The 26399-nt window shown below is 47.6% G+C and carries 19 protein-coding genes and 1 tRNA gene; 2 read left to right on the top strand and 18 right to left on the bottom strand.

What is annotated here, in order from left to right; all coding sequences use genetic code 11:
• Window positions 1-48 precede the first annotated feature (48 nt).
• A tRNA-Val gene (locus tag GCU44_RS01075) sits at window positions 49-123 on the top strand.
• A 220-nt stretch (window positions 124-343) separates the two neighbouring features.
• Here the strand turns inward: GCU44_RS01075 and GCU44_RS01070 are convergent.
• Together GCU44_RS01070 and GCU44_RS01065 are read right to left on the bottom strand one after the other, a co-directional pair.
• The gene (locus tag GCU44_RS01070) at window positions 344-2443 is read right to left on the bottom strand and encodes an FG-GAP repeat domain-containing protein (RefSeq protein WP_154852602.1); all 2100 of its coding nucleotides are present in this window, start codon (window positions 2441-2443) and stop codon (window positions 344-346) included.
• Window positions 2444-2643: 200 nt separating this feature from the next.
• Window positions 2644-4125 (bottom strand): Do family serine endopeptidase, encoded by a 1482-nt coding sequence (locus GCU44_RS01065; protein ID WP_154852599.1) that lies wholly within the window; start codon window positions 4123-4125, stop codon window positions 2644-2646.
• A 290-nt stretch (window positions 4126-4415) separates the two neighbouring features.
• Between GCU44_RS01065 and GCU44_RS01060 the strand changes: the two genes are divergently transcribed.
• Window positions 4416-6911 (top strand): mechanosensitive ion channel family protein, encoded by a 2496-nt coding sequence (locus GCU44_RS01060; protein ID WP_154852596.1) that lies wholly within the window; start codon window positions 4416-4418, stop codon window positions 6909-6911.
• Window positions 6912-6914: 3 nt separating this feature from the next.
• On the opposite strand, the gene GCU44_RS01055 is transcribed toward GCU44_RS01060, so the two are convergent.
• The 16 genes from GCU44_RS01055 to GCU44_RS00980 form a co-directional block, all read right to left on the bottom strand.
• Window positions 6915-9473, bottom strand: a complete 2559-nt coding sequence (locus tag GCU44_RS01055; RefSeq protein ID WP_154852593.1) for a sodium:solute symporter family transporter — start codon at window positions 9471-9473, stop codon at window positions 6915-6917.
• Window positions 9470-10507, bottom strand: coding sequence for a Gfo/Idh/MocA family protein (locus GCU44_RS01050; protein ID WP_154852590.1), 1038 nt, complete (start codon window positions 10505-10507; stop codon window positions 9470-9472). The genes GCU44_RS01055 and GCU44_RS01050 overlap by 4 nt, the downstream gene beginning before the upstream one ends.
• Window positions 10508-12862, bottom strand: a complete 2355-nt coding sequence (locus tag GCU44_RS22980) for a M81 family metallopeptidase (RefSeq protein ID WP_161993874.1) — start codon at window positions 12860-12862, stop codon at window positions 10508-10510.
• Window positions 12852-13229 carry a RidA family protein gene (locus GCU44_RS01040; protein WP_154852587.1) on the bottom strand — a complete coding sequence of 126 codons (378 nt, stop codon included), beginning with the start codon at window positions 13227-13229 and terminating at the stop codon, window positions 12852-12854. The genes GCU44_RS22980 and GCU44_RS01040 overlap by 11 nt, the downstream gene beginning before the upstream one ends.
• A gap of 46 nt (window positions 13230-13275) precedes the next feature.
• Complete coding sequence (locus GCU44_RS01035) at window positions 13276-13935, bottom strand: RraA family protein (RefSeq protein WP_154852584.1); 660 nt, start codon at window positions 13933-13935, stop codon at window positions 13276-13278.
• On the bottom strand, window positions 13932-14858 hold the full coding sequence (locus tag GCU44_RS01030) for a dihydrodipicolinate synthase family protein (protein ID WP_154852581.1): 927 nt from the start codon (window positions 14856-14858) through the stop codon (window positions 13932-13934). Before GCU44_RS01030 ends, GCU44_RS01035 begins: the two co-directional genes overlap by 4 nt.
• Window positions 14859-14867: 9 nt before the next feature.
• Window positions 14868-15974: a pyridoxal-phosphate dependent enzyme gene (locus GCU44_RS01025; RefSeq protein ID WP_154852578.1), complete on the bottom strand. Its 1107-nt coding sequence runs from the start codon at window positions 15972-15974 to the stop codon at window positions 14868-14870.
• Window positions 15971-16795: an SDR family NAD(P)-dependent oxidoreductase gene (locus tag GCU44_RS01020; protein ID WP_154852576.1), complete on the bottom strand. Its 825-nt coding sequence runs from the start codon at window positions 16793-16795 to the stop codon at window positions 15971-15973. The genes GCU44_RS01025 and GCU44_RS01020 overlap by 4 nt, the downstream gene beginning before the upstream one ends.
• Window positions 16782-17699 carry a succinylglutamate desuccinylase/aspartoacylase family protein gene (locus GCU44_RS01015; protein ID WP_154852573.1) on the bottom strand — a complete coding sequence of 306 codons (918 nt, stop codon included), beginning with the start codon at window positions 17697-17699 and terminating at the stop codon, window positions 16782-16784. Before GCU44_RS01015 ends, GCU44_RS01020 begins: the two co-directional genes overlap by 14 nt.
• Window positions 17700-17708: 9 nt before the next feature.
• Window positions 17709-18470: an SGNH/GDSL hydrolase family protein gene (locus GCU44_RS01010; protein ID WP_154852570.1), complete on the bottom strand. Its 762-nt coding sequence runs from the start codon at window positions 18468-18470 to the stop codon at window positions 17709-17711.
• Window positions 18471-18529: 59 nt separating this feature from the next.
• Entirely contained in the window at window positions 18530-19669 is a 1140-nt protein-coding gene (locus GCU44_RS01005; RefSeq protein WP_241684796.1) for a sialidase family protein, read from the bottom strand.
• Window positions 19666-21135, bottom strand: a complete 1470-nt coding sequence (locus GCU44_RS01000) for a sulfatase (RefSeq protein WP_154852567.1) — start codon at window positions 21133-21135, stop codon at window positions 19666-19668. Before GCU44_RS01000 ends, GCU44_RS01005 begins: the two co-directional genes overlap by 4 nt.
• A gap of 215 nt (window positions 21136-21350) precedes the next feature.
• Window positions 21351-22937, bottom strand: coding sequence for a sulfatase family protein (locus tag GCU44_RS00995; RefSeq protein WP_241684795.1), 1587 nt, complete (start codon window positions 22935-22937; stop codon window positions 21351-21353).
• A complete protein-coding gene (locus GCU44_RS00990; protein ID WP_154852564.1) occupies window positions 22922-24067 on the bottom strand; it encodes a sialidase family protein in 1146 nt (381 codons plus the stop codon). Before GCU44_RS00990 ends, GCU44_RS00995 begins: the two co-directional genes overlap by 16 nt.
• 2 nt (window positions 24068-24069) lie before the next feature.
• The gene (locus tag GCU44_RS00985) at window positions 24070-25227 is read right to left on the bottom strand and encodes a sialidase family protein (protein ID WP_154852561.1); all 1158 of its coding nucleotides are present in this window, start codon (window positions 25225-25227) and stop codon (window positions 24070-24072) included.
• A complete protein-coding gene (locus tag GCU44_RS00980) occupies window positions 25227-26396 on the bottom strand; it encodes a sialidase family protein (protein WP_154852558.1) in 1170 nt (389 codons plus the stop codon). Before GCU44_RS00980 ends, GCU44_RS00985 begins: the two co-directional genes overlap by 1 nt.
• Between the last annotated feature and the right edge of the window lie 3 nt (window positions 26397-26399).

Genomic DNA, 26399 nt, shown 5'->3' with positions numbered 1-26399 from the left:
AACGTCAGGACTTTAATGCCCCAAATACAACTGGCGAATTGATTTATTGGGAGTTTAGCTCAGTTGGTTCAGAGCATCTGCCTTACAAGCAGAGGGTCGGGGGTTCGAATCCCTCAACTCCCACAACTAGCCTCCCTCCGAGGCTTTTTTTCGTATGGCCTGCTTCTTCTACTTCCTTTTCTCCGAATCAAGCGACAGGTTTTACATAGGGCACTCCTGTGATCAACTCGCTGAACGTATTCGTAAACACCAAGTGAAATAAAGATGCTCTAGGAAGACTACAGGTCCTTTCATTTCTCCTCTTTCCGCCGATAATTAATCGCATAGAAGCCGATAAATCCAACTATCGCTTAAAATACGGGTAATTCGCGGGCCCCTGCCTTCCAACAGTGGTCATGGTAGAAGTGATATTGTAGTCAGACCGCTCCCAGTAATAAAATTGCCCGGTTTCTGTCCCTACCAGCAAATCAGGAACGCCATCTTTGTTGAAATCCGACACTACCGGACCATCGGTGTGCCCCATCAGCGTTTGCGATAGTACCCGACCCATGTACTCCAATACGATTTTCCCATCCTTCTTTCCTTTGTTCTTCATCCAGTCCACTGCCGGTTTGGAGGAGACGATCAAGTCTTCCAGGCCGTCTCCATCCCAATCATGAAAAGTGATTTTCAACCGACCACTACTGGATCCCTGACGCTGGTTGAGAAGTATGGGACTACCGTCGGGGTAGACAAAGTTCCGTTGTGGATGCGATAACATCCATTGGTCTTCCACCTTTATACGAGGGTAAACGGCCAGGAACCCCTCGTGATCCAGCATCACCAAATCATTCAAGCCGTCTTCGTTAACATCCATCATTAGCGGAGATGTTCTCCAGGGTGCAAGAAGCTCGTTGCCATCGGCGACTCCTGGCACCCATGCCGGACGCAGGGGCTCACCTTCCCATATGACCTGCAAGGGCTGCGGATAGTCCAGTACCGGAGAAGTCCTGGTACCAATATTTTTGAAGAAAACAATATTCCCGTTATGCTCATTTGCCAGAATATCTGGCAGGTTATCTTCGTCCCAAAAACCCACATCAATGGTAGAATACCCCCATATAGGCGGCTCTGTATCAGGGAGCGCCTCGTTTTGTATCAGCCGAATCGGCTTCCCATCCACTTCCAACAATTTGGGGGCATCCCAGGATGGTGTTTTTCCTCCCAGGTTTCTGATAAACCCGATGTGCCCAACACCATTTCCACTAATGATATCATCCAGTCCATCGCCATCCCAATCAAAAACCCTTGGTGCCACCAGCGCACCGAAATCTACATACTTGGCTTCCTGCTGAATAAATACCGGTGCTTCAAATTGAGGTAAACCATCTTTGAAATTTCCAGTATGCCTGAGATAGGATATTTTTCCGTCCTCATCACCCGCAAGGATATCTGTAAAACCATCCTTGTTCCAATCCACAGCGGCAAGATGCATGGTAGCTCTGGACTCGAATTGAATAGGAATATCATCAATCGTCAGCACCTTACCGGTCGAAAATTCATGAGCTGCCGCCGAACCGGTATTTTCAAAATAAATAATGAAATCATTGTTCCATTCAATTTCAAAATCCTCTTCAGTTTTACCTATGCTCAAAAAATCGTAGTCCCCGTCGTTATCAAAATCTACAAACATGGGTTTGAGCGAAAGGCCTTCTGCGAGGGAGGAACCATCCGATTTCACTAGTCGCTTGGGGTTATCATAATCCGGGATGTCATTTGTTCCGTTGTTTTTAAAAAATAAGACGTGGTTTTTTCCATTGGTCACGTATTCGATTTTCTCCGCCAATTTTCCTACCTTTCCACGGTAAGATCTGGGCCTATCCCTGGTAGCCACTGCCATCAAATCATGAACTCCGTCTGCGTCAAAATCGATAAGCTTCCATTCTGTCTTGCAATTGTGCAAGTAATCGTATCCTTCTTCGGGGAGTATCAATTCATTTTCATCCCAAAACACATTTTCAGGAACATCTTTATAAACTAACAATTTTTCCCTTACCCTATCTGGTGTTAGCACATGAATACGGCCTTGAACGTCGGATACCTGAAACCTCGCCCCATCATCTCCCAACCTTCGCCGCTCAAATGAGACCTTCATTCTCCTTCTGAACAAGGGCATGGGTACATTTCCTGAGATGTTTTCAAAGTAGAATATCCCGGATTCCGTGTAGCTAGCTGATTCTGAAATAAGCAAATCAAGGTCCCCATCACCATCAAAGTCCATGGGCATCGGAACGGCTTTGAACCCCGCATCCAAATCCACTAACAGGTCTGGGTTATTGTAGGCAAGTTTATGGAGTAAATTGTCTCCATACATGCTTTCAGCTTCCTTGGTACCTTTGAATTCACAGGAATACAAGAAAAACGAAAAGGCAACGAAAACGAAATATATTCTCCAATAAACCATGATAGAAAATTTAAAGGTTTTTCAACGATCTTTAAATATATCCCTTTTTTTCGGCTACCCCAGTGCATGTTAAAGCCACTGAGCTTTTTTGGCTGGTAAGTGAGGTTCTTTTGTTACAAGTTTATCCAGTTTCTGTAAACCAAAAAAAAAAGGCTACTCTACCTAGAGAGTAACCTTTCTTGCGTTTTTCGATACAAAAATTACAAGTCCAAATCGTAATAGGATCGTTGTCCATTGGGATAAACACCCAAAACGGTCACTTCTTCGCCTTTGTAGTTTTTGAGCGCATTGATCACATCTTCTCCTTTCAGGATTTTTACCCGGCCAATTTTGGTGATGATAAACCCTTCCTTCACGCCAGCTTCTCTCCAGGTTTCGTTATCAATGACAGAGATAGAGGCGCCACCTTCGAGTTCAAGTCGCTCTTTAATACCGGCACTCAGGTCTTCAAAGACCACTCCTTCAAACTCGGTTGTTTTCGGTAGCTCTTTAATCACTACTTTGGTATCACCGGATATATTTTTCAACGTGGCCTTGGTGGTCATTTCCTTGCCATCTCGTAAAAACTTCACTTCTACCTGATCTCCCGGTCGTTTTCTTGCGACCCTTTCCTGGAGAGCGGAGGTGGTGAACGTATCGTACCCATCCACTCCGATAATGATATCACCTTTTTGCAGGCCTGCTTCTTCTCCCCCACTGCCTTCATTTACCTCTCGTATGTACACGCCGCGGTTCACACCTACGTCTTCTCCGATGAATTCCTCCAGATCGGCATTCACATCCATGATGATGACCCCTAACAAGCCTCTTTGGACAGCACCAAACTCCAGCAGATCATCCATCACTTTTTTGGCTATCGAACTGGGGACTGCAAAGGAATACCCGCTGAATCCACCTGTTCTGGATGCGATGGCCGTATTGATACCAATTATTTCCCCATTCAGGTTTACCAAGGGTCCACCGGAATTACCGGGATTCACCGCAGCGTCGGTTTGAATAAAAGACTCTACCTGAAGACCACTTTCATCCCGGAGGATCCCGATGTTTCTGGACTTGGCGCTTATTATTCCGGCAGTTACGGTAGAGTTGAGCTCGTAGGGATTTCCTACCGCCAGTACCCACTGCCCAATTTTTGCCTGGTCCGAATCTCCAAATGGAATGAACGGGAGGTTGTTTGCCTCAATCTTCAATAAAGCCAAATCGGTGGTTGGGTCCGTTCCTATCACCTTTGCCGTAAATCGCCGGTTATCTTCTAAGGTTACGTCCACTTTGGATGCATTTTCGATAACGTGATTATTGGTGACAATGTACCCGTCTCTGGAAATAATGGCTCCCGAGCCGGAACTCCTGCCCTCTCTCGGCGGCGCTTCCCCTCTTGGTGAACGGAAACCGAAGAATTCTTCCAGGGGATCCACTCCGCTTTCACGACTCCCCATGGTAACCGTACTCCTTACGTGAACCACAGCCGGGGTCACTTGCTCTGCCGAGGCTACAAAATTAATCCCCTCTGGAACGACAAACCGATCGTCTGCCAGCCAGTTCACAAGACTCGTATTTTGCTTCTCTGTGAAATTGGTGGATGAATCTTGATTGTTTTGCAACAAACTCACACCCAGTATGGCTACCATACCCCCGATTAGCGAGGCCAGGACCATTCCCAGGAAAAACTGTTTTCTATTCATTGTATACCTTTCTTTTAGATTACTCAATTATACACGACAATATGCAGAATAAGTTGCTTCCAAAACAGTGCCACATCACAAGAAACAACTGTTTTTAACAGCAATTAACATCGAATCGCCCCGATTTTGTACCTCACTGGCAAAAAAGCAGTTACCAATGGGGTATGTATCGGTGTGCTTCTTTTAGTAAACAAAAAACTTCTCAAATTAAATCGACTGATCTGACAAATTTCTAGTAAATTTATTTGACGATTATCTGAATCCGTTTGGTTTTCCATGTAATTCTTAAAATGAGACCCAACTTCCCCTCAAGCACCACAGGTGCAAAAAAAGGCATACCCTATCTCTTCATCGGAACCGTCTGGCTACTTTTTATGGCGTTTATGCCTACGACAAATGCGCAGAACAGCAGCCAACTCTTCTATCTCCTGCCGAAAGCAGCTTCCGATACTGTCACTTTGGCGGACTCCTCGGTTCGTAAGCCTATAAGCATCGAGCAACGGATCCAACAAAACCAACAATTTCTCAACACGGTACAAGAAATTAAGGCCGGTTTGATGAAAGCCCCGGATACAGCATTCATGCAAAACCAAATTCCTGTGATTGAATTGGTACTGCAACGTATTCGGGAGCAATCCTTGGCGGAGCAAAGCACCGTCAATTTACGTTTTCTCAACGAACTGGAAAACCTGATCATCGGCTACAACCAGCAGGTCAACAAATGGCAGCAACAAATCGATGCAAAGGCAATTGACTTCATCGAGCTGGGAAAAAAATTGAATCGTATTCAGGAATTTTTGGATCAAGAAAAATCCCTGGTTGTTACCGATGGCCTGCAGGCATACTTCGAGCAAAAAGAAATCCTGCAACAAAGATTTAGCTCCGTAGACAGTATGTATGCCACCAAACGCATGGCTGGACTCCGTATTCAAACGCAACTTTCCGGCATAAAAATCCAACTCAATGAATTGCTGGAATCGGTTCGGTCACGGCAAACAAGTTTTAGGCGAGACCTCTTGAAAAGAGATAGCCCCTACCTTTGGCAAAGCCACGCGATCACATCAGAAAAACCTTTTTCGCAGGTAATCGAGGAAACCCTGATACTCAACCGGGTTATCCTCCGGCACTACCTGGAAACAAAATACGGTTGGCTAATGCTTGTTGTGGTCATTTTCATTATGGTTTATTTTGGCATCCGAAACATGATCGGCAAGATTTACCGAACCAAAGATTTTTCCAACCTTATTTTGGACAGAAGCAAATACCTGAGGTATTCTCCCTTTCTGGGAGCGGCCCTGATTCTGCTTGCAATTGGCCCTTACCTGTTTTCCTTTCCTCCCTACTTGTTGATTCTTAGCTTTCTATTTGGGAGTATACTGGTGACGACTTTCCTGATTCGAATCGTCTTAGACCGGCAATCCATGCTTCTTTGGTACCTGATGGTGGTGTCTTTCTTTGTATTTGGGGCCAGTAATTTAATCACCCAACTAGCCCAGCAGGAAAAATGGTACCTCATGGGTTTTTCCATTTTGGGAATCGGTATTGGGTACCGATTATTAAAGCTAATCAAAGAAAAACAAGAGCTATTTCCTGTGAATTTACCCTACCTGGTTTATTTTTTCATAGGCATGCAACTTCTGGCTGTTGGGTGTCAGATTATCGGGAGGTTTAGCCTGGGAAAACTGCTAGGTATTGCCTCTACCCTGAGCACCATGCAGGGCATTTCCCTGTATGTGTTTGTTCTGGTGCTCATGGAGGCCATTTACCTGCAATCCGAACTGAGCAAGGAGAATCAAAAGGACTATGCGAATTACCTGAACTACCAGGCTATTTACAGCCGGTTGAAAAAGATTTTCTCTTTCCTGGCCCTGCTGATGTGGTTGTATTTGCTGCTGGTCAATTTTTCCGTAAACCAGGCGCTGGCGGATCTGGTGCTTGCATTCCTTCAGGAGACCCGTACAATCGGAAACACGAGCTTCACCTATGGAAGCATCCTCGTTTTTTTTCTATTGATATGGATTTCGTCCGTGTTAGCGAAAAACATTGCCTATTTTGCCTCTATACGCGATAGCCAAAACCTGCAGCAGCGAAACAAACGGCTGGGGTCTTCCATCCTGCTAATTCGGCTTGCCATCCTTACACTGGGCTTCTTCCTGGCTGTCACTGCGTCGGGATTGTCCCTGGACAAGTTAGCCATCGTCTTGGGTGCGCTCAGTGTCGGCATTGGTTTTGGCTTGCAAACGATCGTCAATAACCTGGTTTCGGGAATCATTCTTGCGTTCGAACGCCCCATACAAATCGGCGATGTGATCGAAGTAGGAGGCCGCTCGGGAATTGTGAAGGACGTCGGTATCCGCTCGAGTACCTTGCAAGCTTACGATGGATCGGAAGTGATCATTCCAAACGGCGATCTTTTGTCTCAACACCTCGTAAACTGGACCTTATCTGACAAAAGCCGTAGGGTGGAATTACTGGTGGGTGTGGCCTATGGCTCCGACCTGGAAAAGGTGCATGCAATCATCGAAAAAATTATCGCTCAGGATGGTATCCTTTCCTTTCCAGTGCCCAATATTCTGGTTCACAATTTTGGGGACAGCGCCGTTGAATTCCGGATTTTATTCTGGGTAGCCAATTTTGATCAATGGCTGCAGGTAAAAAACAAGGTACTGCGGGAAATATACCTGGCCTTCGCCCGGGAAAACATTGAAATCCCCTTCCCCCAACGAGACGTACACCTTAAACATAAAGAAGTAACGAAGCATCCGCCTGCGAGCGAACTAGAATAGGCCTTATTTTTTTACTAGCGACCGGTAGGTATAGCCCTGCGGCTGGCTCCTTCCTTTCGGAAAAAAAAGGCTGGCAACATAGCCGATCGCGAAACAACTGATAACTCCGATCGCTCCATAAAGGTAGCCGTTGATATCGCTAAATCGGCTAATCATAAATGTGATTCCCGCCCCGCAAAGTGTGCCGATGATAGCCCCGGTAGCATTGGCACGTTGGGTAAAGATGGCCAACATAAAGACCCCGGCGAGGCTTCCCCCGATCATTCCAAGCAGCTTTTGGAATAAATCAAAAATAAATCCAACGTCTGATGAGGCGATCCACATAGCCGCGAGGGTCCCGAATAGACCCATAAGAACGGTTATAATTTTTGCCAAACGTAGGGATTTACGATCATCCGTTTGGGGATTAAAATAGGAATGGATATCGGTGATGTATGCGGTGGCAATGCTATTCATACTGCTATCAAGAGAAGACATACTCGCTGCAAATATCCCGGCGATCACCAGTCCCGCTATACCCACCGGAAGCTCTGCAACGATGAAATAGGGCAGCAATTCTTCGGGATTCGTACTCCCGATTTTCTGTGGATTACTGAGGTAGTAGACATACAGTACCGTACCCAACCCAAAAAACAGCAAAATTCCCGGCAATGTTAGGATACCGTTGGTCCAGAGGCTTTTGGCCGCCTCCGCTTCGCTTTTCACGGTAAGGTACCGCTGTATGACCACCTGGTCTGAGGTATAGGAAATCAGGTTTAAGAAGAAAAAGCCGATCACCGCAACCCAAAAAACCAATTGAGTATAGTCCCAGGACCACTCAACCAGGGTAAATTTCTCGTGCGCTACGCCCACCTGTATCACCTGTGCCAGCCCCCCGTCGATTTGCCCAATGGCCAAAAACAGGGAAAACAAGGCTCCTCCCAAAAGCACGACCACCTGCACCACATCCGTCCAGATGACCGCCTCCATTCCTCCCAGCACCGTATAGGCAGTGCTAAACACGCCCATGATGGCAATGCACAAGTAAATATTCATCCCGGTCACTGAGGAAATGGCAATGGCAGGAAGAAATACCACTACCCCCATTCTGGCCAGTTGCAACAAAATAAAGGTCAAACTACCCAGCAAACGAACCTTTACGTTGAAGCGCAATTCGAGGTATTGATAGGCGGTCGTGATACGCAGTCTACGGAAAAAGGGCAGGTAAAACCGTATGATGATCGGTACAATGGCAAAAATCATAAAGGAACCCAAAGCCAACCGCCAATCGGTGGCGTACACGATCACGGGAATGGCCATAAAGGTGATCGCGCTTAACTGGGTGCCGTAAATACTTAATCCGGCTGCCCACCAGGGAATCCGACCTCCGGCAAGAAAAAACTGGGCCGTGGACTTATCTCTTTTGGAAAAGTAAAATCCGATTCCCAACATGCAACAAAGATAAACGCCTAGAGAAGTCCAATTGGCCCATCCGAATTGGTTTTGGGTTTGTAACCCCAGGACTGCCGGTGATCGGACACCCGGACCTTTTTCTCCGTTAGGTACGATCCAGTATCCCTTCCAATACGCCGTGGGTGCCGTCACTCGGGACGTCCCTCCCGGCATGGCACCCATTTGTACCCATTCTTCTGCCCGGCTATTGTAAGCCAGCATTTCGTCCAAAAACCCAGGATGTGTGGCTGGATCCGAGTGCGTGAGCGTTTTTTCGTCCAGCCCTCCGGAAATCAGAATATGGGAATTACCCAGGCTAAAAGCCGGAGAAGGTGCTGCCGCGACGCCTCGCGGTAGGTCTTTCAGCCGCTCCCATTTCCCATCAACCAACCGGGCTCCAGGAAGGTATCGATACGCATCACGCAGCAATTCCCTGCTATTACCACCGGCTTCATTCGTTGTCAGGTGAAAGCCACTGAACAAGTAAAACTTTCCTTCCTGAGCGGCGGCCACAGCCTGAATACGGCTAACTCCGGGAAATGATGGGCCTGCCAGCCACTCCATCTCGGAGCGTCCATCCCGAAGGTCCAGCATATAAAACACCTCTCTGGCCAGGCCTTCGGGGCTTTCCTGACCACCTTGAATGTACAGCACCCCGTCTACTACCGCTCCAGCCATATTGGCAAGGGGCACCGGCAGGCGTGGGTAATCGGTATCGATCCGAATTTCCCCAGCCTGATACGACAAGGTTAGTACCTGACTTACATGTCCGCTTGCGTCATTGCCGCCAATGATCCAAACTTTATCCGCATAGGTTACCGAAACACCATAAGCGAGGGGCTGTGGCAGTTTTTGCCCGGACTTTTGCCAGACGCCATCCACCGCGTCTAAAAAATAAATGTGGTCGTACCAAACCTTTTGCCCGCCTTCCCAGGGCCTTTTGCCAGGAAAGTTCGCTCCTCCAGCCACAATGAGGCGGTCATCGCTTACTCCGGCAAACATTCCGGCAAAACCTTCCTTGTCTGGAACGGGGGGAAAATTCCGCCAATTGATTTCACCCGCCAGCAAGGAGCTTACCGAAAAAATCAACACTAACAGGCTAAAGATCCAAGGTGATGGTTTCGTATTCATGATGCGTGATTTGTTGTGATAGTTTCAACTGAGGGTACGATAATTTCCTTCCCACTCGCCGCAGAAGCCTTGGCCGCAAACAGAACTTGCATCAAATACAAACCATGCTCGCCCGATACCTGCGGAACCTCGTTCTTCACTACGGCATTGGCAAAGGCGTTCCACTCGGCTTCCAACGCCTCCTCCATCCAATTCACTGTATAAGACCCCGGTAATAATTTCCATTTTTGATCTTTTCCGTAAAAAGCACCCTCGGAGAAACCAATCTTCAATGTGCCATTATCGCCGTAAAGTAGGACCTCAACCTGGTTCACTCCATTCCTGAATCCGGAAAAATGGAGCGAGGCTTGAAGGCCGTTGTTGCATTTCATCGAAAGAATACCGCTATCATCCACTTCATCCAGATGGAAGCCATTCCCTAGCAAGGCATGTACACGCCGAATTTCCGAGGGGAGCAACGCACAGAGCACATCCAACTGGTGAACCGCCACGGTAAAAAGGTAGCCCCCGCCGGACTCCTTTCGCAGGTGCCATTCCTTCCGGTCGGCGTGCTTCCAAAGAGAGGCCGATACGGCATGGGCGGCACGAATGGTTCCCAGCTCACCCGAGTGCAAAAAACGCTTTGCCGCCAAAAATGCCGGCGTAAACTGCCCTACCTGGGCGAGCATCAATGTTACCCTATTTTTTTTGCAAGCATCGTAGATGGCGAGACAGTCCGTCCAACGGGTTGCCATCGGTTTCTCGAGGAGAATATGTTTGCCCGCATGGGCTGCAGCAACAGCTATTTCGGCATGGAGGTGATGGGGGGTAGCAATCAACAGGGCATCTATTCCGGGATTTTCCAGAAGTTGGCGGTAGTCGGTAGTTCCTTCCACTTGGTACATTTTCATCAGTTGAACCAGCGACGGGGCATCCCGCCTACAGATAGCTGCCAGCCGGAGCTGTGGAACCCGCCGAATGGCTTCGATGTGCCGCGTACTGAAATTTCCAGCCCCAATGATTCCGACGGATATCCTACTTTCCTGCTTTTTCATTCAACTAATCGGGTATCCTTCAATGCCTACATTTAATTTTGTCAGGCTTCCCGGTCCAGGTTCGGAAAACCCACCTGTGATCCAAACCTCGTCATCCACAAAACAAAGATTACTGGTCAAAGGGATACCTGAATCGTAGGTTGCCAGCAATTTCCCTTCTCGTGAAAGGACCTGAACGGCCTGCATGCCATAATGCGCAACCCAGAGGCGCTCCTTGGCATCCATAGCCAATCCATCCGGGAGATTTCCGGTCAGCCGATTGGTAGGATGGTAGGGTAGGGATGCAAAAACCTGCCGATAATCTGGATGATCCGCAGGGAGTTTCAGGTCAAATTTCAAAATGCGATTTTTATAGCTTTCTGCAACCCACAATACCTGCGATTCTCGCAGAAAAAAGAGCCCATTTGGATAATCCAGATTTTTTGCAACACAGTGAGCCGAACCGTCCCATCCGACGAAATACACCCTGCCCACTTCGCGTACCGAATCCGAAAAATAAAAACCTTTGCCGGAATCCAGCGAAATGTCGTTCGGACAATGTACCCTTTCCCCATCGATCCTTTCCGGGGAAACCGCACCGATACGTTTTCCGTCTGCCGCGTAGCGCACCACGTGCCCGGAACCGCTATCACAGACCAAATGGTCCCCTCCGGGAAGGATGGCCTGACCATTGGGACGGTTCCCGTCGGCCCAATGTGAAACCGAACCCTTTTCGTACTTTAAAATATGCTTTCCGAGCAGATCGGTAAAATACACGCTTCCTTCGCTACCGACCACCGGCCCCTCTGTATAATATTCCCAATTGTGGAGCAATTCAGGTTTCACCTGGGCCGGCTCTGGCAAACCTGCTCCGCGTCCCTTGGGAAACGAAAGCACATCCAGGGGAAACAGGGGATGTCTCCGGTTTCGATACACAAATTGACGCATGTCTGCGCAGGTGACCCCAGGCGTATTGACACGAATGACGCTTTTACAAACTGCCTGGTATGCGGCCAGGGGAGCCTGTACCCCCTTTGCTACTAAAATCTCAAACTGTGCCGGGTCTATTCCAAAATGCACCAACTGTTGTAAACTAAACGGAACTGTTCGCAAGGATGTCAGCATCAGGGTATTTCCCCCCCGAGTTTTGACAATAGCCGTTTCCCCCATCGTGAAATGCACCTGTCCGCCATGCCTGGGTTCTTTTTCGCTGAACTTCCCATCCACCATGCCCAATAATTTGACGGCCATTTTCTGCGGTTTCCCGTGAAGTCGGTCCGTCTTGCCGCCGATGGTGAGCGAAATGAACCCGGAACCCGGGCTATCCCGAATCGTCGCGACCGCTTCCGGGTCGCATATACACATAAATCCGTTCGTATCCGGGGATTCCTCCAATAATTCCAGCAAGAATGTACTGTCTCCGGGGCCGCCTCCACCCACATTATCACCCATATCCAAAAGCAGCAGGGGTTTTTGTGCCTGCCGCATGGCCGCTGGCAGGTCATCCAGGTCCATTTTGGTTCCCGAAAACTTCTGGTGGTTTTCCAGGGCATACTCGTTCAGCTTATGCAAGCCGGCTCTCGCAGCATGGTCTACCCTATCAGCGATGACGATAAAACTGGTGCCCATTTCCGGCACATCTGCATAAGGAAAGCCCAAGACAATACTGGTAGAAAGGATGGCTGACTGTTTGGCTATCTCTTTGGCCACCTGGTACAGTTCCTTACAGGGACTGGATGCCGTATGCTGCATTTCTATGCTTATGGCAAACCGGCACTGAATGGCGTGCATTGTTGGAGATATTTGGCCTTTTAATGCCCCTACCAGTAAACTCGCCGCTTCCCTTCCCACCGCTCGCTGATCCACGTGCGGGTTGGTTTTATAGGCCACGAGGGCGTTTACTGCTGCCACCATCTCGTAGCTAAGGTTGCAGTGCGGATCAATGGTCCCTATTATGGGTAGCTTGGGGCCAAGGATTTCCCGCGCCATGCCTAGCCAATATCCGTCAAAATCGGTGTATACCGCACTCACAGCCGCCCCATGCGGCACCACCAATAAACCATCCAGCGGGAGCGATCCGGTCAGTAGATTTCTTACTTCCGCCAGTAGAAAATCGGTGACATCTTCTGACAAACTACCTCCAGGGGTAGCCTCCGCATAAAAAAGTGGCACGATTTCAAAATCCGGCTCGCTATCCATTACCTCCACCATACCCCCGATTTCGTGGTAGGCATCCCGGTACTCTTCTAAGAGCGCAGCCCCATAGAGCAGGTGTCCGTTTTCGAAATCCTCCCTGGTCGTCTGCTTTTCCAGAAAGGTATTGGACTCGTGGTAAATACCCAAAAGACCGACCCGCATTGGACGCTTATTCTGCATAGGCAATCAAATCTACTTCAAACTTCAACAAGTTGCCCAGACAGCCGATCAAGGTTGTTCGAGCGGGGTAGGGCGGTTGAAAATAGTCGGTGTAAAGTTGGTTGAAAGTTGCCAGATCTTCCTGTCTGGCCACATAGTTCCTCACCTGCACCACGTGGCTAAAGTCAAGACCCGCCGCTGCAAGAATTTTTCGGGCATTTTCAAACGATCGTCGTACTTCTCCCTCAAAATCGTCTGAAACGATTTTTCCCTGTTCGTCCACAGAGGCCTGGCCTGAAACAAATACCAGCTGATTGACTTTTAGTGCCGGTGAGAACGGCAATGTGCTTTGGGGTACTCCTTCCCCTGAAATAACTTCTTTTTTCATAACCTATCCAAAATAATCCTTTTTTTCGTGCAAATGGGTACGCCCGTCAAAGAATGCCATATTTTTTATAGACCTCCGTGGCCTTCATCCCATTTTTTATCGCTTTTCTACTGGTATTTTCGGCATGCACCTTTTGCATGGCATTGGTCAGCACCAGCCCCTCCACTTTCTGAGGCACCACCACCACCCCGTCTTCGTCACATACTACCAAATCTCCCGAGCAAAAACGTACACCGCCGATTTCGACAGGAACATCGATGGCCACTACACGTTGCCGGTTTTGGCTGTCATACACCCGTTTCCCTTTTGCAAAAACGGTGAAACCCATGTCTCGGATTTTTGCTATGTCCCGAATGCAACCGTCCACCAGAGCTCCAACACATCCCCGGTTTTTTGCCGCCGTGGAAAGCAGTTCTCCCCAGATGCCCGATCGGCTGGAACCTGCTGCTGCTGCAATGAAAACGTCACCTGGCATGCAATCGTCTACGGCCTTTAACTCCAATTCGTAGGGGTTTGGGTCCGTGTGGTACATGTCCGACCATAGCGTGGTTTTACACCTACCTGCCAACCGGGTTTTTCCAACCTGAATGGAAAATTCCCCCTCGGGCGACTGATTGGGGTACCCCAATGCGTCCAGTGCATCCGAAATAACTGCGACGTAGAGGTTTTCTTCGATTTCTTTCAGGGAATAGCTTACTTCTTTCATTTTGATTCGTTGGGTTCGTTGACTTTTGCTGCATTGATGATCCGCTCCAGCAGGGCGACCACTTTTTCTTCTTTCCAGGGACGGTTGGTATTGCCAACCGGCGGGATCGCCGGGCCGATGTCCACCTCATACCGGAGCCGGATGGCCTGACGAAAAAACGTCCAGACATTCGGCAAGACCTCCGCGATCATTTCCTGAAAAATCAACATAAAATCGGTTGCCAGGGCCACATTTCCTTCCATAAAGGAGTTACGAACAAACTGGCACTCGGGTCCAAATACATTGTAAAAAGAACCAATCGCCCCGGATGTCCCGCAAAGGGCCGCATGGCACATGAGCTCATCCGCTCCACTGAAAAGCGTCAGCTTTCCCCGGGAACTGTAAGAAATGGTACTTATTTCCAGCAGATTGTTGGTTGTTAGCTTCATGCCTGCCATGTTGGGGAGTTGAAGCAATTTATTGACAAATCCAACCAATCCATCAGAAAAACCGCTTGTTCCCAATTGGTACGGAAAAAATGGCAGATCGGTAGCACTTGCAATCGATTCGTAGTGCTTCAAAGCCATGGCGGAACTCCCATCGGAGGATCCGTAATATACCGGTGCGACGGACGAAATCCCATCTACGTTGCAGCCAGCCGCATGCTGCGCCAGGCGAACCGATTCGCCGGTAGTCATGGAACCAACCTGTATGATCAGGGGCACCTGGCCTCCGTTCACCGAAGCAGCCACCTCCGTAACCTTCTTTCTTTCCGCCTCCCCTAATAGGAATCCTTGTCCGGTGGATCCCAGCAAATAGAGTCCATCCATGCCTTGCGAGATGAGTACATCCAGCCATTTTTCTAGCTCAGCGATATCCGGTCTACCTGCTTCATTCATGGGGGTCAATAACGCCGGCCACACCCCTTTTAGTCGTTCATCCATGGTGATTTGTTACTGATTCGATTCGTTACTTTTAAAATAGTTTTCTAATTCGCCTACATTATCCAGAAAATGGAGAGGATTCGCTGCGGTCATTGCTGCTACAGAAGGCGGATCTTTAAAGCCGTTCCCAGTAATAATACAAACGGACTTTTCATCTGCAGACATTTCTCCGAGTTTTAAGGATTTTCTCCATCCTGCCAGCGCAACAGCACCGGCTGGTTCCGCAAAAACGCCCTCACACTGTGCCAGTATTCGCTGCGCGTCAAAGACATCCTCGTCAGACACCAGGTATCCATTTCCTCCGGAGAGCCGGCAGGCCTGCAAGGTTTCGTTTCCGTCGATGACGCTGGCCACTTGCAGTCCACTTACCCGGGTAAAGGCATTTTCCACGGCCTGGGCATGTTCCAAACCTGCCCGTAAATTTCCGGCAATGGTATTGTTGCCCTCCGGCTGTACACAATGGATTTTTGGGAGCTTAAATTCAGGTTGCCTATGCTTCCATAGTTGATATCCCCTGCAAATAGCCAGGGCAAGACCTCCTCCACCTGCAGGTACAAACACATGATCCGCCTCCGGCAAGTCTTCTGCCAGTTCAAATCCAATGGTTTGCACCCCCTGCATGCCTACCGGACTGTAGGTATAGGCACTTACCTGAATCTGCGTCTGGTAATCGGAGGCCAGCATTGCTAGTTTACCAAATATGCTTTCGCTAATCTCCTTGTTGATCCCAAAACCCTTAACGGTTACCAAACGGGCTCCATGGGCTTGCATCTGCGCCAACTTACCTTCCGGAGCTCCTTCTACCAGGACGATGTGACAAGGGAGCCCCGCAGCAGCGGCATAGGCGGCAAGCGCTGCCCCGGTATTTCCACTGGAGGTAGCCAGGCAACGTTCGCTTTTTGTTCGCAGCATGTCAGCGACGGCAAAGGCAGCAAACCGGTCTTTGTACGAGCCGGAAGGATTGGCTGTCTCCAGTTTAAAATACAAGTGCCCCTGTCCCTGATCCGGGCCGATGGTTTTTGACCGAATCAGCGGGGTGGACCCTTCTCCCAGGGTAAATGGAAGCAGCTCCTGGGGCAAATCCATCCATTTTTGGTATTTCCAGATTCCTCTCAAAACTCGTTGGGAAATTGTGATTTTTTATTGGTGTAACTACTGAAATTGTGACTAAATCCTCCATCCATCTGAATGGAAGTACCGGTGACAAACGAGGCCTCGGACGAGCAAAGCCAAAACACGCCGTTTGCGATTTCTTGCGGCGTTGCGCTTCGTTTCAAGGGCGTCTGGTTTTCCATATCCTGAACAAGTCGTTGACTGATATTATTGCCCGCTCGATCCATGAAATCCGTACTCAAGGCTGTATGAACGTTCCCCGGACAAACGGCAACCACCCGAATTCCCGAGGGTCCGTACAAAGCGGCCATTTCATAGGTCATGCTCAGCAAGGCCCCCTTGGAAGCCACGTAGGCGGGACTGGTGCCACCGGCCCTTTCCGCCATGATGCTGCTGATGTTCACGATTACGCCTGTGGATTCCCTGCTTTCCATGTTAGCGGACACCAGTTTGCTCAAAAAAACAGGAGCAGTCAGGCAAATTCGAATGGTTTTTTCCCAGGTATCCAGGGAAATGGTCCGCAAGGTTTCCAGCGTGCGCCAAGCCGCATTGTTTATTAAAATGTCTACCCTTCCCCATTTGGATAGGGTTTCAGTCACAAGCTCCTGTAGAAAGACCTGGTCAGCCAAATCTCCAGGCAATACCAGGACGTTTGCTCGCCAACGGATTCCGTCCACACTGCTGCGTAGCTCCTCCACATCATCCGCTACCATCGCCACACGATCGCCATTTTCAATAAATTGCCTGGCGATCGCTTTTCCGATTCCTCTGGATGCACCGGTGACGATGACCACCCGACCCTCATGTTTGTCAATCCCTTCCATTGCTAGTCAATTTTGAATTGGGTAATATCCCGGCCAGCGCTTCCCCTTTTTCGACTCGGGGAATCGCGCGCAACAAAAATACCGTGCCGTCCTTTTCTGCCAACACTTGATTGGTAACCTTTCCACTGTAATCCCAGATTTCTCCGATCGGATCGTATCTTCGAACCTCTGCGCCCAATCCAACCTGAGGTACAAATACACCTGCTCCAGGAGCCGGATACATCCGTTGCAGCTGCCCGCTTCCAGGCTCTTTGTCTTCGATTTCAAGGGAAATCTTGGCTGACCTTTCTCCTTCGCTCAGCATTTCAAAGTACGACAGCACATGTTCGCAGCCGGCTACCAGGCGTCCGATTCCTTCCGGACGAAATCCTCCGCCTCTGAATTCTGTATATATGGCAGGAATCTCCGCGTCTCGGGCTATAGACAAGGTTCTACCTTGCAAATCCGGACTGGTCCCCCAAATAACGGGCAAGTTAAATGCCGCTGCCATCGAACGCTGCGTTTCCAACACCTTCGAATTGGAATGGATCATGTAACCGGATAAGGGGAGAATATCGAAAAGGTTGCCCCCGGTATGCATATCAATCATAAAATCCGACGCTTGAATCCGTTTGCTGATTTGGTAGGCTACTTGTTCGGTGATGCTACCGGCTTTGTCTCCGGGGCAGGTCCGCGCCAGGTCCAGGCCATCTTCACCGACACGGGCGCCTGCCAGATAGGCGCTTTTGTTTGCAATGGGCACCAATGTAAGGCTTCCACAAAGCAAGCGTGCCCCCAGCGTTCGGATGAGTTGCATCACCGCCAGTATGGGCTCGTATTCGTCTCCGTGGACTCCGGCGATAATCAGCCCCTTGGGACCATCCTTTGGACCACGTAACGTGTAGATAGGAAATAACTCCGACATATTTTCAGTTTAAATTAATATCAGTAGGCGTTGCACCTCCTCCACCATTTTTTCGGCCATCAATTGATGTCCCAGGTCATTGGGATGAATACCATCCAATAGCAACGCTTCCAAAGGATAACCCGTGTCTTTATGGTATTTCATAAATAATTCGACGTTATCAACCAATCCGGTTTGGTACTCTCTGGATAATCTTCGAACGGTCGCCACATACTGCATCAACCGCTCATTTTGATAGCCAGGAAATTTTCCTCCCAACATGTTGGGTGCTATCAAAACAACTTTCACCCGACATTCCTGAAGCGTCTTAATCATGAATGTAAGGTTTTTTTCATAATCCGATAATGGAATTCGGGAGGGGCCATTCGGATCGGATCCATCAATATAGGCATCGTTGGTTCCAAACCCAATGGTTACCAAATCGGGATGATGGGCCAGCACATCGGACTCAAATCTGTCCTTCGCATGCCTAATTTTGAACAGGGAGTGATCCCTGATGCTACCCGTATGGCTACCCGGTATACCGGCATTGATGACTTCTGCCGTTATTCCCCGCACCGCCAATAGTTCTGGCAACCGCTGTGCAAACACCCGTTGAACGGTGCTTCTGGTAGCCGTAATGGAATTGCCGAAAGCCACCACGGTATATGTTTTTTCCCGCTTTGACCCATTTTCGGTCTGTACAGGCATTCGGGAATGGGCAGCAAAACAACCCCCGGTTGCGAAAAGCAGTGTGAATTTTAAAAAAAACAGGACTCCGATACGATACATTAGTACATAATTATTTGGATGCCGGACCGACTTCGGGACCAATCAGTCGAGCAAAAAACCTATTTATCTCCATAAATCCAGGCCAGGTCCAACAAGGTAATTTTTGTGACGGCTAAACCCGTTCCCTGGCTTCGATTGCCAGCACAGTATCCAAGCAATACGTTGTTGTCATGGACAAAATGAATAGCGGTATAACAATACCATCCATCGGCATCGTCCTCCAGAACCCGCTCGTTTTGCCAGGTTTTGCCTTCATCTTTGGAGATAGCGATATTTAGCGGAGTCCTTTTACCAGCATAAACCCCATTTTTAACCCCATTATTGTTCCAAACCAGTATTAGATCCCCAGTAGAGGGAATCCTCGAAATAGTAGCCGGGGATAGTGGAGAGGGTATGTCAGTGGCTTTAGCACCAGTCCACTTTTCTCCATCATTTTTAGAATAGGCTGCAAACTGTACACCTTCATCGGTACGAATGATCATCATAATTTTCCCACTATTCAGTACCACAAGCCCAGGTTCCTGTAACGTAGCATTTTTCGGGTTCCCAACCTCCTTTCCTGACTGCCAGGTTTTCCCGTTGTCGTCGGAATAATAGGTAAATAGCCGACCTTTTTCATTAAATGCTTCTCCTTCCAATGTCTCGTGCAAGGCCACCGGCATCAGTATCCTCCCATTTTCAAGTTGTATGACCCGGTTATTATTCAGTACAAAATATCCTTTCCTATCGGTGATACAAGCTACGGGATCGGACCAGGTATCTCCTTCATCGGTGAAAATCCGCATGAGTGGAATACAGTCCATCAGGCTGTTTTTCCGGGCGTAAAACAGCGCAATATTTCCGTCCTTTAGCCTGAGTAAAGAAACAGACATGACATTCATTCCCCCATCGTTGGAAACGACAGCCTTGCTTTCCTTTGTCCAGGTATGGCCATTATCTTCTGAATACCTGGCTGCCAAAAAGGCGGAGCCAAAATCACTGGCCGATCGGCCGGTGAAATGGGTATAAACAAACATGATCCGGCCATCTTTCAATCTGATAAAGTCACCTTCGCTATTTCTGGGATTGTTTTCCCCTGGGTTAAGTTTTAATACCATACGGACATCGCTATATTTAGTGTTTTGAGCATACATATTCTCAATGCCAGCCAGAAATTGGGTGGCAAACACCATTAAATAAAATAAGCTGATTTTTTTCATGGTTTGATTGTTCCTTCATCTGGAAATCTTGCCTTCGTTTCATCAAGCCATTGGCTTAATAAGGCTTTCATTTTCTTCGTTTTTCTTTCATGTGTTTTACTTAAATCGACTTTTTCACCAATGTCTTTCCTCAGGTTATATAACGAAGCGTTACCTGTCTTGTACGTGTATATCATTTTGTAATCGCCTGATCTAACTGCTGCTTGAAATACCCCGTGCGGATAGTGCCAATACAAAGGGCCTTTGTTAATAGATTTTGATTTTCCTAATAAAATATCTTTGAAACTACGGCCATCCTGATGTTGCTCCGGAATCAGAGATAGGTCAAGAAGATCCAGAATGGTTGGATACAGATCATCTGTTATTAGTGGCGTTGAATTTATGGTTTCAGCCTTGATTTTGTCCGGCCACCGTAAAATAAGAGGCACGCGTATCCCGCCTTCATACAGGTTGTGCTTACCACCTCTTAATGGGGCATTTGAAGTCACATTCATTTTACCCCCATTATCAGAAGTAAAAATTACAATCGTATTTTCGCGTAGGTTGAGCTCATCCAATTTTTTCAACAAACGCCCAACATTTTCATCCAAATGCTCTACCATGGCTGCATATTCCGGGATATTTTGATAAACCCGTGAACCATTGGCCTTTTCCTCAATTCCAAGTACTCCTTCTTCGTCAAACTTTTTCTCATATTTCCTGATAGTTTCTGCTTTAGCCTCCAATGGTGTATGTACGGTATGGAATGATAAGAAGGCAAAAAATGATTCCTCTTTACCACATTTATCCTCTATAAAATCAATCACCTCATTGGTTAATCTATCCGTCATATATTCACCCGTCGGTCCATCATCAATATGAGTGGCATGGTATGGTGAAAAATACTTGATTTGCGTCAGATAATCCAAAGGTGGTTTCTGGTCAGGAAACAATACTTTCCAGGCATTTACAGAAGATACGCCACCCATGGCAATGTCAAATCCCTGATTGGATGCCCAATGCTTTTGCTCATATCCCAAATGCCATTTACCGAAAAAACCGGTTGCATACCCCTGGCCTTTTAGCGATTCAGCAATCGTATATTCAGCTAATTCCAGCTGGTGCGTGACAAAATAGTCATCCTGTTCAGGAGTAATAAGATAGGTGGTAATTCCAGTTCTTGCAGTTGATTTTCCTGTCATAATTGAAGCTCTTGTTGGAGAACAGACTGGTCCTCCCGAATAGAAATCTGTAAATACCATACCTTCTGAGGCTAGTCTATCAATATTTGGAGTTTCATATCCTCGGCTGCCCATAAAGGACAGATCACTCCACCCCAGGTCATCAACCAATACAAATAAGACATTAGGCTGTTGTTGATTGTCAGCGGCAAAGGTAGATACTGAGCATACATACAAGATCAATAAAGCCCCTACAGGTAAGCCGATAAACAAATAATTAGCTCTCAATTTGAATAGTGATGCCATTCGATAATAAAGCTTTAATTTTTACCACCAATTACCCAAATCTGAATTGGAGATAATTTTTACCCAAACCCAACTGCAAAACAGTTCTCCTTTGCCGTGCCTTTGCTTCTGCACAACTAGAAACCTTACTTACCGAGCATAATGACTTCAATCCCCACCCTATCCTCATAGTCTGCTTTACTCCATGTTTACCCATTACCGAAGCTATTAACTTCCTACTTTCTGTTCAAAACATAATCCCCAAAATATTCGGGATACCTCCACCGAAAGGCGGTGTCTTTTTGATAGCTATGGTCCGGGTAATACTTGTTTATTGAATCAACTTCCGCTCTAATCGTATTAAAATTAAGCGAATCCATAAACGGATCTCTGGTGTTCGCCCGCCAATCATTAAGCACACTCTTTAATCGCTTCAACTCCTCTTGATGATTGGGATCATCCGCTAAATTAGTAAACTCCCATGGATCATGTTCCAGATCATATAGCTCAAAAGCCGGCGGATTCTCCCATCTATCATAAACATCTTTAAGTTCAACCGGTAATGATGCTATTTCTTCCCTTGAGGTACCTGACAAAACCGTGGGGTATATGTGATCTGTATACACCGTAAAGTAGGGATCAGGTTCACCACTGAACAACGTATGGATCAGCTTGTACTTTTTACCCCGGACACTTCTTTTAGGATAAAAATATTTTGCTGTTCCAATCATCCCTCCTGCATAAATATACTCGTGTCCAGCCTGTTGTCCTTTGGCTATTTTTATAAGTGATCTTCCCGGCAGCTCTACTTCTGATAGCGCTGAAACTGCATCAACGATAGTCGGAAATACATCGATAACAGATACCATCTGATCGCTCATCACCTCTCCTCCTGTTAAACCTTTCGGCCAGGTCATTATTAATGGTATTTTTAGCCCTGCTTCATAATTTGTTGTTTTGCCTCGTGAAAACTGCGCACCGTGATCACTGAGATAAATGATCAATGCATTTTCAGCTTTTGCTGTAGCTTTTAATGAATCTAACAGCATCCCGATGGATTCATCCAATCTATTGATCTGACTGTAGTAGTCTGCAGTAAGCTCCCTTAGCCTTTCTGTATCTGCACCCACAAAAGGAAGTGTGCTTAAAACATTATCTGCGGAAACTTCAATCGTTGGCAGACAATCAACTTTCCTTAACAAAGGGAAGTGGGCATCGGGAAAGTTGACCATCAGAAAAAATGGTTGTTCTCCTCCTGCTTTGATAAACTCAGCAGCTTTTATGGCGTAATCTCCCATTCTTTCTTTGGCAAAATTTGAACTTTCAATTTCATGAAAGTCAAAGGGAAAGGCTGATTCCGGATTGACATGTAATTTACCCAAACATCCCGTTCTATAACCTCTCGCTTTAAGAAAAGATGGGATGTTTTCGAATGCTTTATACATTTCAAAATTATGAGTTGCCAGTCCTATCTGACCATTTTGATGAGGGTAAAGCCCGGTCAAAATTGAGCTTCTGGAGGGGCTGCACACAGAATAGGTTGTATAGGCATTGATGAATTTTACACCCGATTTTGCCAGGGAATCAATGTGGGGCGTGTGTACGTTTTGGTTTCCATAACATCCCAAATCCTGACCATGGTCTTCCGATACAATCAAAATAATGTTGGGTAGGGTGTTTTGATCATCGGGAGTACAGGCCCCATGTACCACTGGTATCAACGACAAAAACGCAAACCGCAGCCATTTTTGAATAGACCAATAGGAGGGTGCAACCCACCACCTGCATTTTCCCTGGCTACCCACCATCATTCGTAAAGCCAATCCATGCTCACTTTACTTAGGTTGGTCACCGACAGGCCTGTTCCAGCGGGCCGGTTTCCGGCACAATACCCTAGCATCACTTCCTCTCCCACAAACTCCATGGCGATGTAACAATACCATCCGTCCGGGTCGTCTTCCAGGGTTTTTACGTTTTCCCAGGTTTTACCTTCGTCACGGGAAATGGCCGCATTTAACGGCGTTCGGAGCTTTGCCCGATCGGGATCCTCCGATAGGTTGTTGTTCCAGACGGCCAAAAGGTCTCCGGTACCGGGAATTCGTTCAATCGTGGCTGGTGATACGGGAGACACCAGAGTGCTCTTTTCTACCTCGGACCAGGTTTTCCCCCGATCTCGGGAATAGGAATAGCATTGTACGCCCGCGTTGGAGCGGATAACCATCAAAATGGAGCCATCTTTCAATTCTACCACACCGGGCTCCTGGAGTACAATGCCCTCCGGATTGGGAACTTCCTCACTGCTTTGCCAGGTTTGTCCGTTATCGTCCGAGTAATAGGAGAAGATGTCCCCCTTGCCGCTCCATTCCATACCGGGTCCGGCGTGCCTGGCCACAGCGAGCAATAACCTGCCATCCGCCAGCTGAATCACCCGGTCGTTGTTTAGGACAAAATACCCTTCTTTGTCTGTAATACAAGGAATGGGTTCCGACCAGGTTTTGGTTTCGTCTTTTGAAATCCGCATCATGGGGATACAATCATCGGTGTCGTTCTTGCGTAGGTAAAAAAGCGCTATATCTCCATTTTGCAGGCGAAGCAGGGATACCGACATGACGTTCATCCCTCCTTCGTTAGGAAGAATTTCCTCGTCCTCGGTGGTCCAGGTCTCCCCCTGATCGGAGGAATACCTGCCCGCAAGAAAGGCGGTGGCATGGTCACTAGAAGATTCTCCATAGTAATGGGAATACACAAAAAGGAGTCGACCGTCTTTCAATGCAATGAAGTCGCCCTCACTATTTCGGGGATTATCTTCACCCGGATTCAGCACTAATTTCCGCTCAATTTCCCATTCCGAGGTGGATCCATGGTTTTCCTGTGTGGAAGCTCCGTCTCCGCAGGCCTGGATCAATGAGGCTATCAGCAAAAGAATCCCTCCGTTAAATACAGATTTTTTCATTTTCATAGGTTAATTTGCATGGTATAAAACTCTTGTAACGGCACTTTACGCAGCACCAACGGGATCCTTTTGGCCAATTCTGTTCTTTCAGCGGCCATATAACCCAGGAGTACCTGGTCACCGACAAACGCGATAGCCGTATAGCAGAAAAATCCTTCTGGATCATTTTCGATTACTTTTACAGGCGTCCAGCTGGTACCCTCGTCGGTAGAAATGGCTGCCGTTAGGGGAGTCCTGAATGCGGCACGCGCTGCATCTGAACCATCGTTATCATTCCATACTAGCAAAAGATCTCCGGTTGCTGGAATACGTTTTATTGAGGCCGGTGCTCTTGGCGAAGGTATATCCGAAGGCACCACAGGTTGCCATGTTATTCCTTGATCTTGTGACCGGCTCAGGTATTGAACACCTGTATCCGTCCGTAGCCACATGGCTATGTCTCCGTCTTCGAGCTGCACCACTCCAGGTTCCTGAAGGACAACATCTTGTGGATTTGGAACCTCCGCACTACTCGTCCAGGTTTTCCCCATATCGTCCGAAAAATAACAAAAAATAGTACCTCTCATGGAAAAATCAACCCCTTTTGTTTTGTGTCGGGATACCGGAACGAGCAGTCGGCCACTTGCCAATTGAACGACCCTGTCATTGTTCACTACAAAATACCCTTCCCTATCCGGTATAATCCGTACCGGATCCGACCATGTCTTTGCCTCATCGGTAGAAATCCGTATGTAGGGGATGCAGTCGTCCAAAGAGTTCTTCCGGGCATAAACCAAGGCAATAGACCCATCTTTTAACCTGAGAAAGGACACGGACATCACGTTCATATCGCCTTCGTTTTGAAGAATTACGTCGTCATGCTCCGTCCAGGTTGACCCACCATCCTCCGAAAAACGCCCGGCTATGTGCGCCCGGGCATGGTCTCCCGATTCGTTTTCAAACTTGGAATACGCAAATAAAATGGTTCCACCGGCTAACGATATAAAGCTACCCTCGCTGTTTCTCGGGGTTTTTCCATCCTTTCCAACATGCAGCACAATCTCTGATGGATTTCGCAGCTGTTGCGCATGGGATTGGCCTATCGCATAAAGAGCAGCTCCTACCAGTAGCAGAGAAAACAACAAGCGGTTTGATAAAAGAACACCTATTTTTGTACCCATTATTTTGTTGATTTACTAAAGTCCTTTTCCATAAGCTTGACCCGTAAGCCCCCCTGCATAGTGGTAATCCATATTTCTCCGGGCGCGTACTCAAAAACATACGGGTAGGAAATTCTTTTTAGTGGTGGATCCATTTTTTGACTGCTGTCTATTTTTGCAATCACTTTTGGATCAGACCATGTCAAGCCCTCATCTTCAGAAAAGGCTATGGACAATTCATCCCTGTGATTACTTGCGGCCACCTCTGACCATTGATTGTCGCCTCCGCTAAGTGGGTATGATTGAGTACCTTCTGGAAATCTTCGGTTCCATACCAATACCAATCTACCGCTTTGAAGTCTTTTAAGCATACCCGGCGCGGAACTAGCTTCTATGTCTGTTGACCGAATATTTTCCCAGGTTTTACCATCATCCATTGAAAATGCTTCCCAGAATGTCCCCCAGTTAGTGCGCATTAAAAGCCATAATTTCCCTTTTTGAAGTACTTCAATAGTTGCTTCCGTCACCCCACTGTGATGGCCAATGCCTCCAAGGTCAATGATATTTGATCGTTCCCAGGTGTCTCCTTCATTTCCGGACTTATAGGTCATGACCGTGTGATGACCAGGGTGGTGCCTCATCATCATGGAGGTAAATACGACATTCCCATTTTCCGTTTCAATCATATCACGGATAGCACCCGTCCATTCATTGTGGAGTTTTTGCACATCTTGCCAGGTTTTTCCTCCATCAAGACTTCTCACGGTGTAGGTAGGTAGCCTGGCTCCCGGTGAGTCAGAAATGTCTCTCTGCCAATCCCAGTTGGCTCTTTCCTTCAAATTCATAAAGGCCAGGATTATTACCCCATTACTCGTCTTTAATAGCGCCCGCTCATTTGAAATCAGAAATTTTTCAGGATGCTCAAAAACAGGCCACCTTTGCCAGGTTTTTCCATTGTCGTCGCTTATGATACAATCGGTTCCGTCAACCGATAAGATATTGCCATTGTCAAGTTTGACAAATGGCCCCATCATTAAATCTTTTATTTCCTCCACATCCTGATGAACCAAAGCACCTATAGAGATGGATTTTCCATTTTCAGCGGTCAAGAAATTATCTTGTGCTCGAACAGGTAGGCAAAGAACTGCCACAATCACTGTTAGGGAAAGGAATAGTTGGGCTTTTACCATTGC

It is taken from the genome of Cyclobacterium xiamenense (assembly GCF_009467825.1).
GTDB lineage: Bacteria > Bacteroidota > Bacteroidia > Cytophagales > Cyclobacteriaceae > Cyclobacterium > Cyclobacterium xiamenense.
This window is presented reverse-complemented; position numbering and strand designations above follow the sequence as displayed.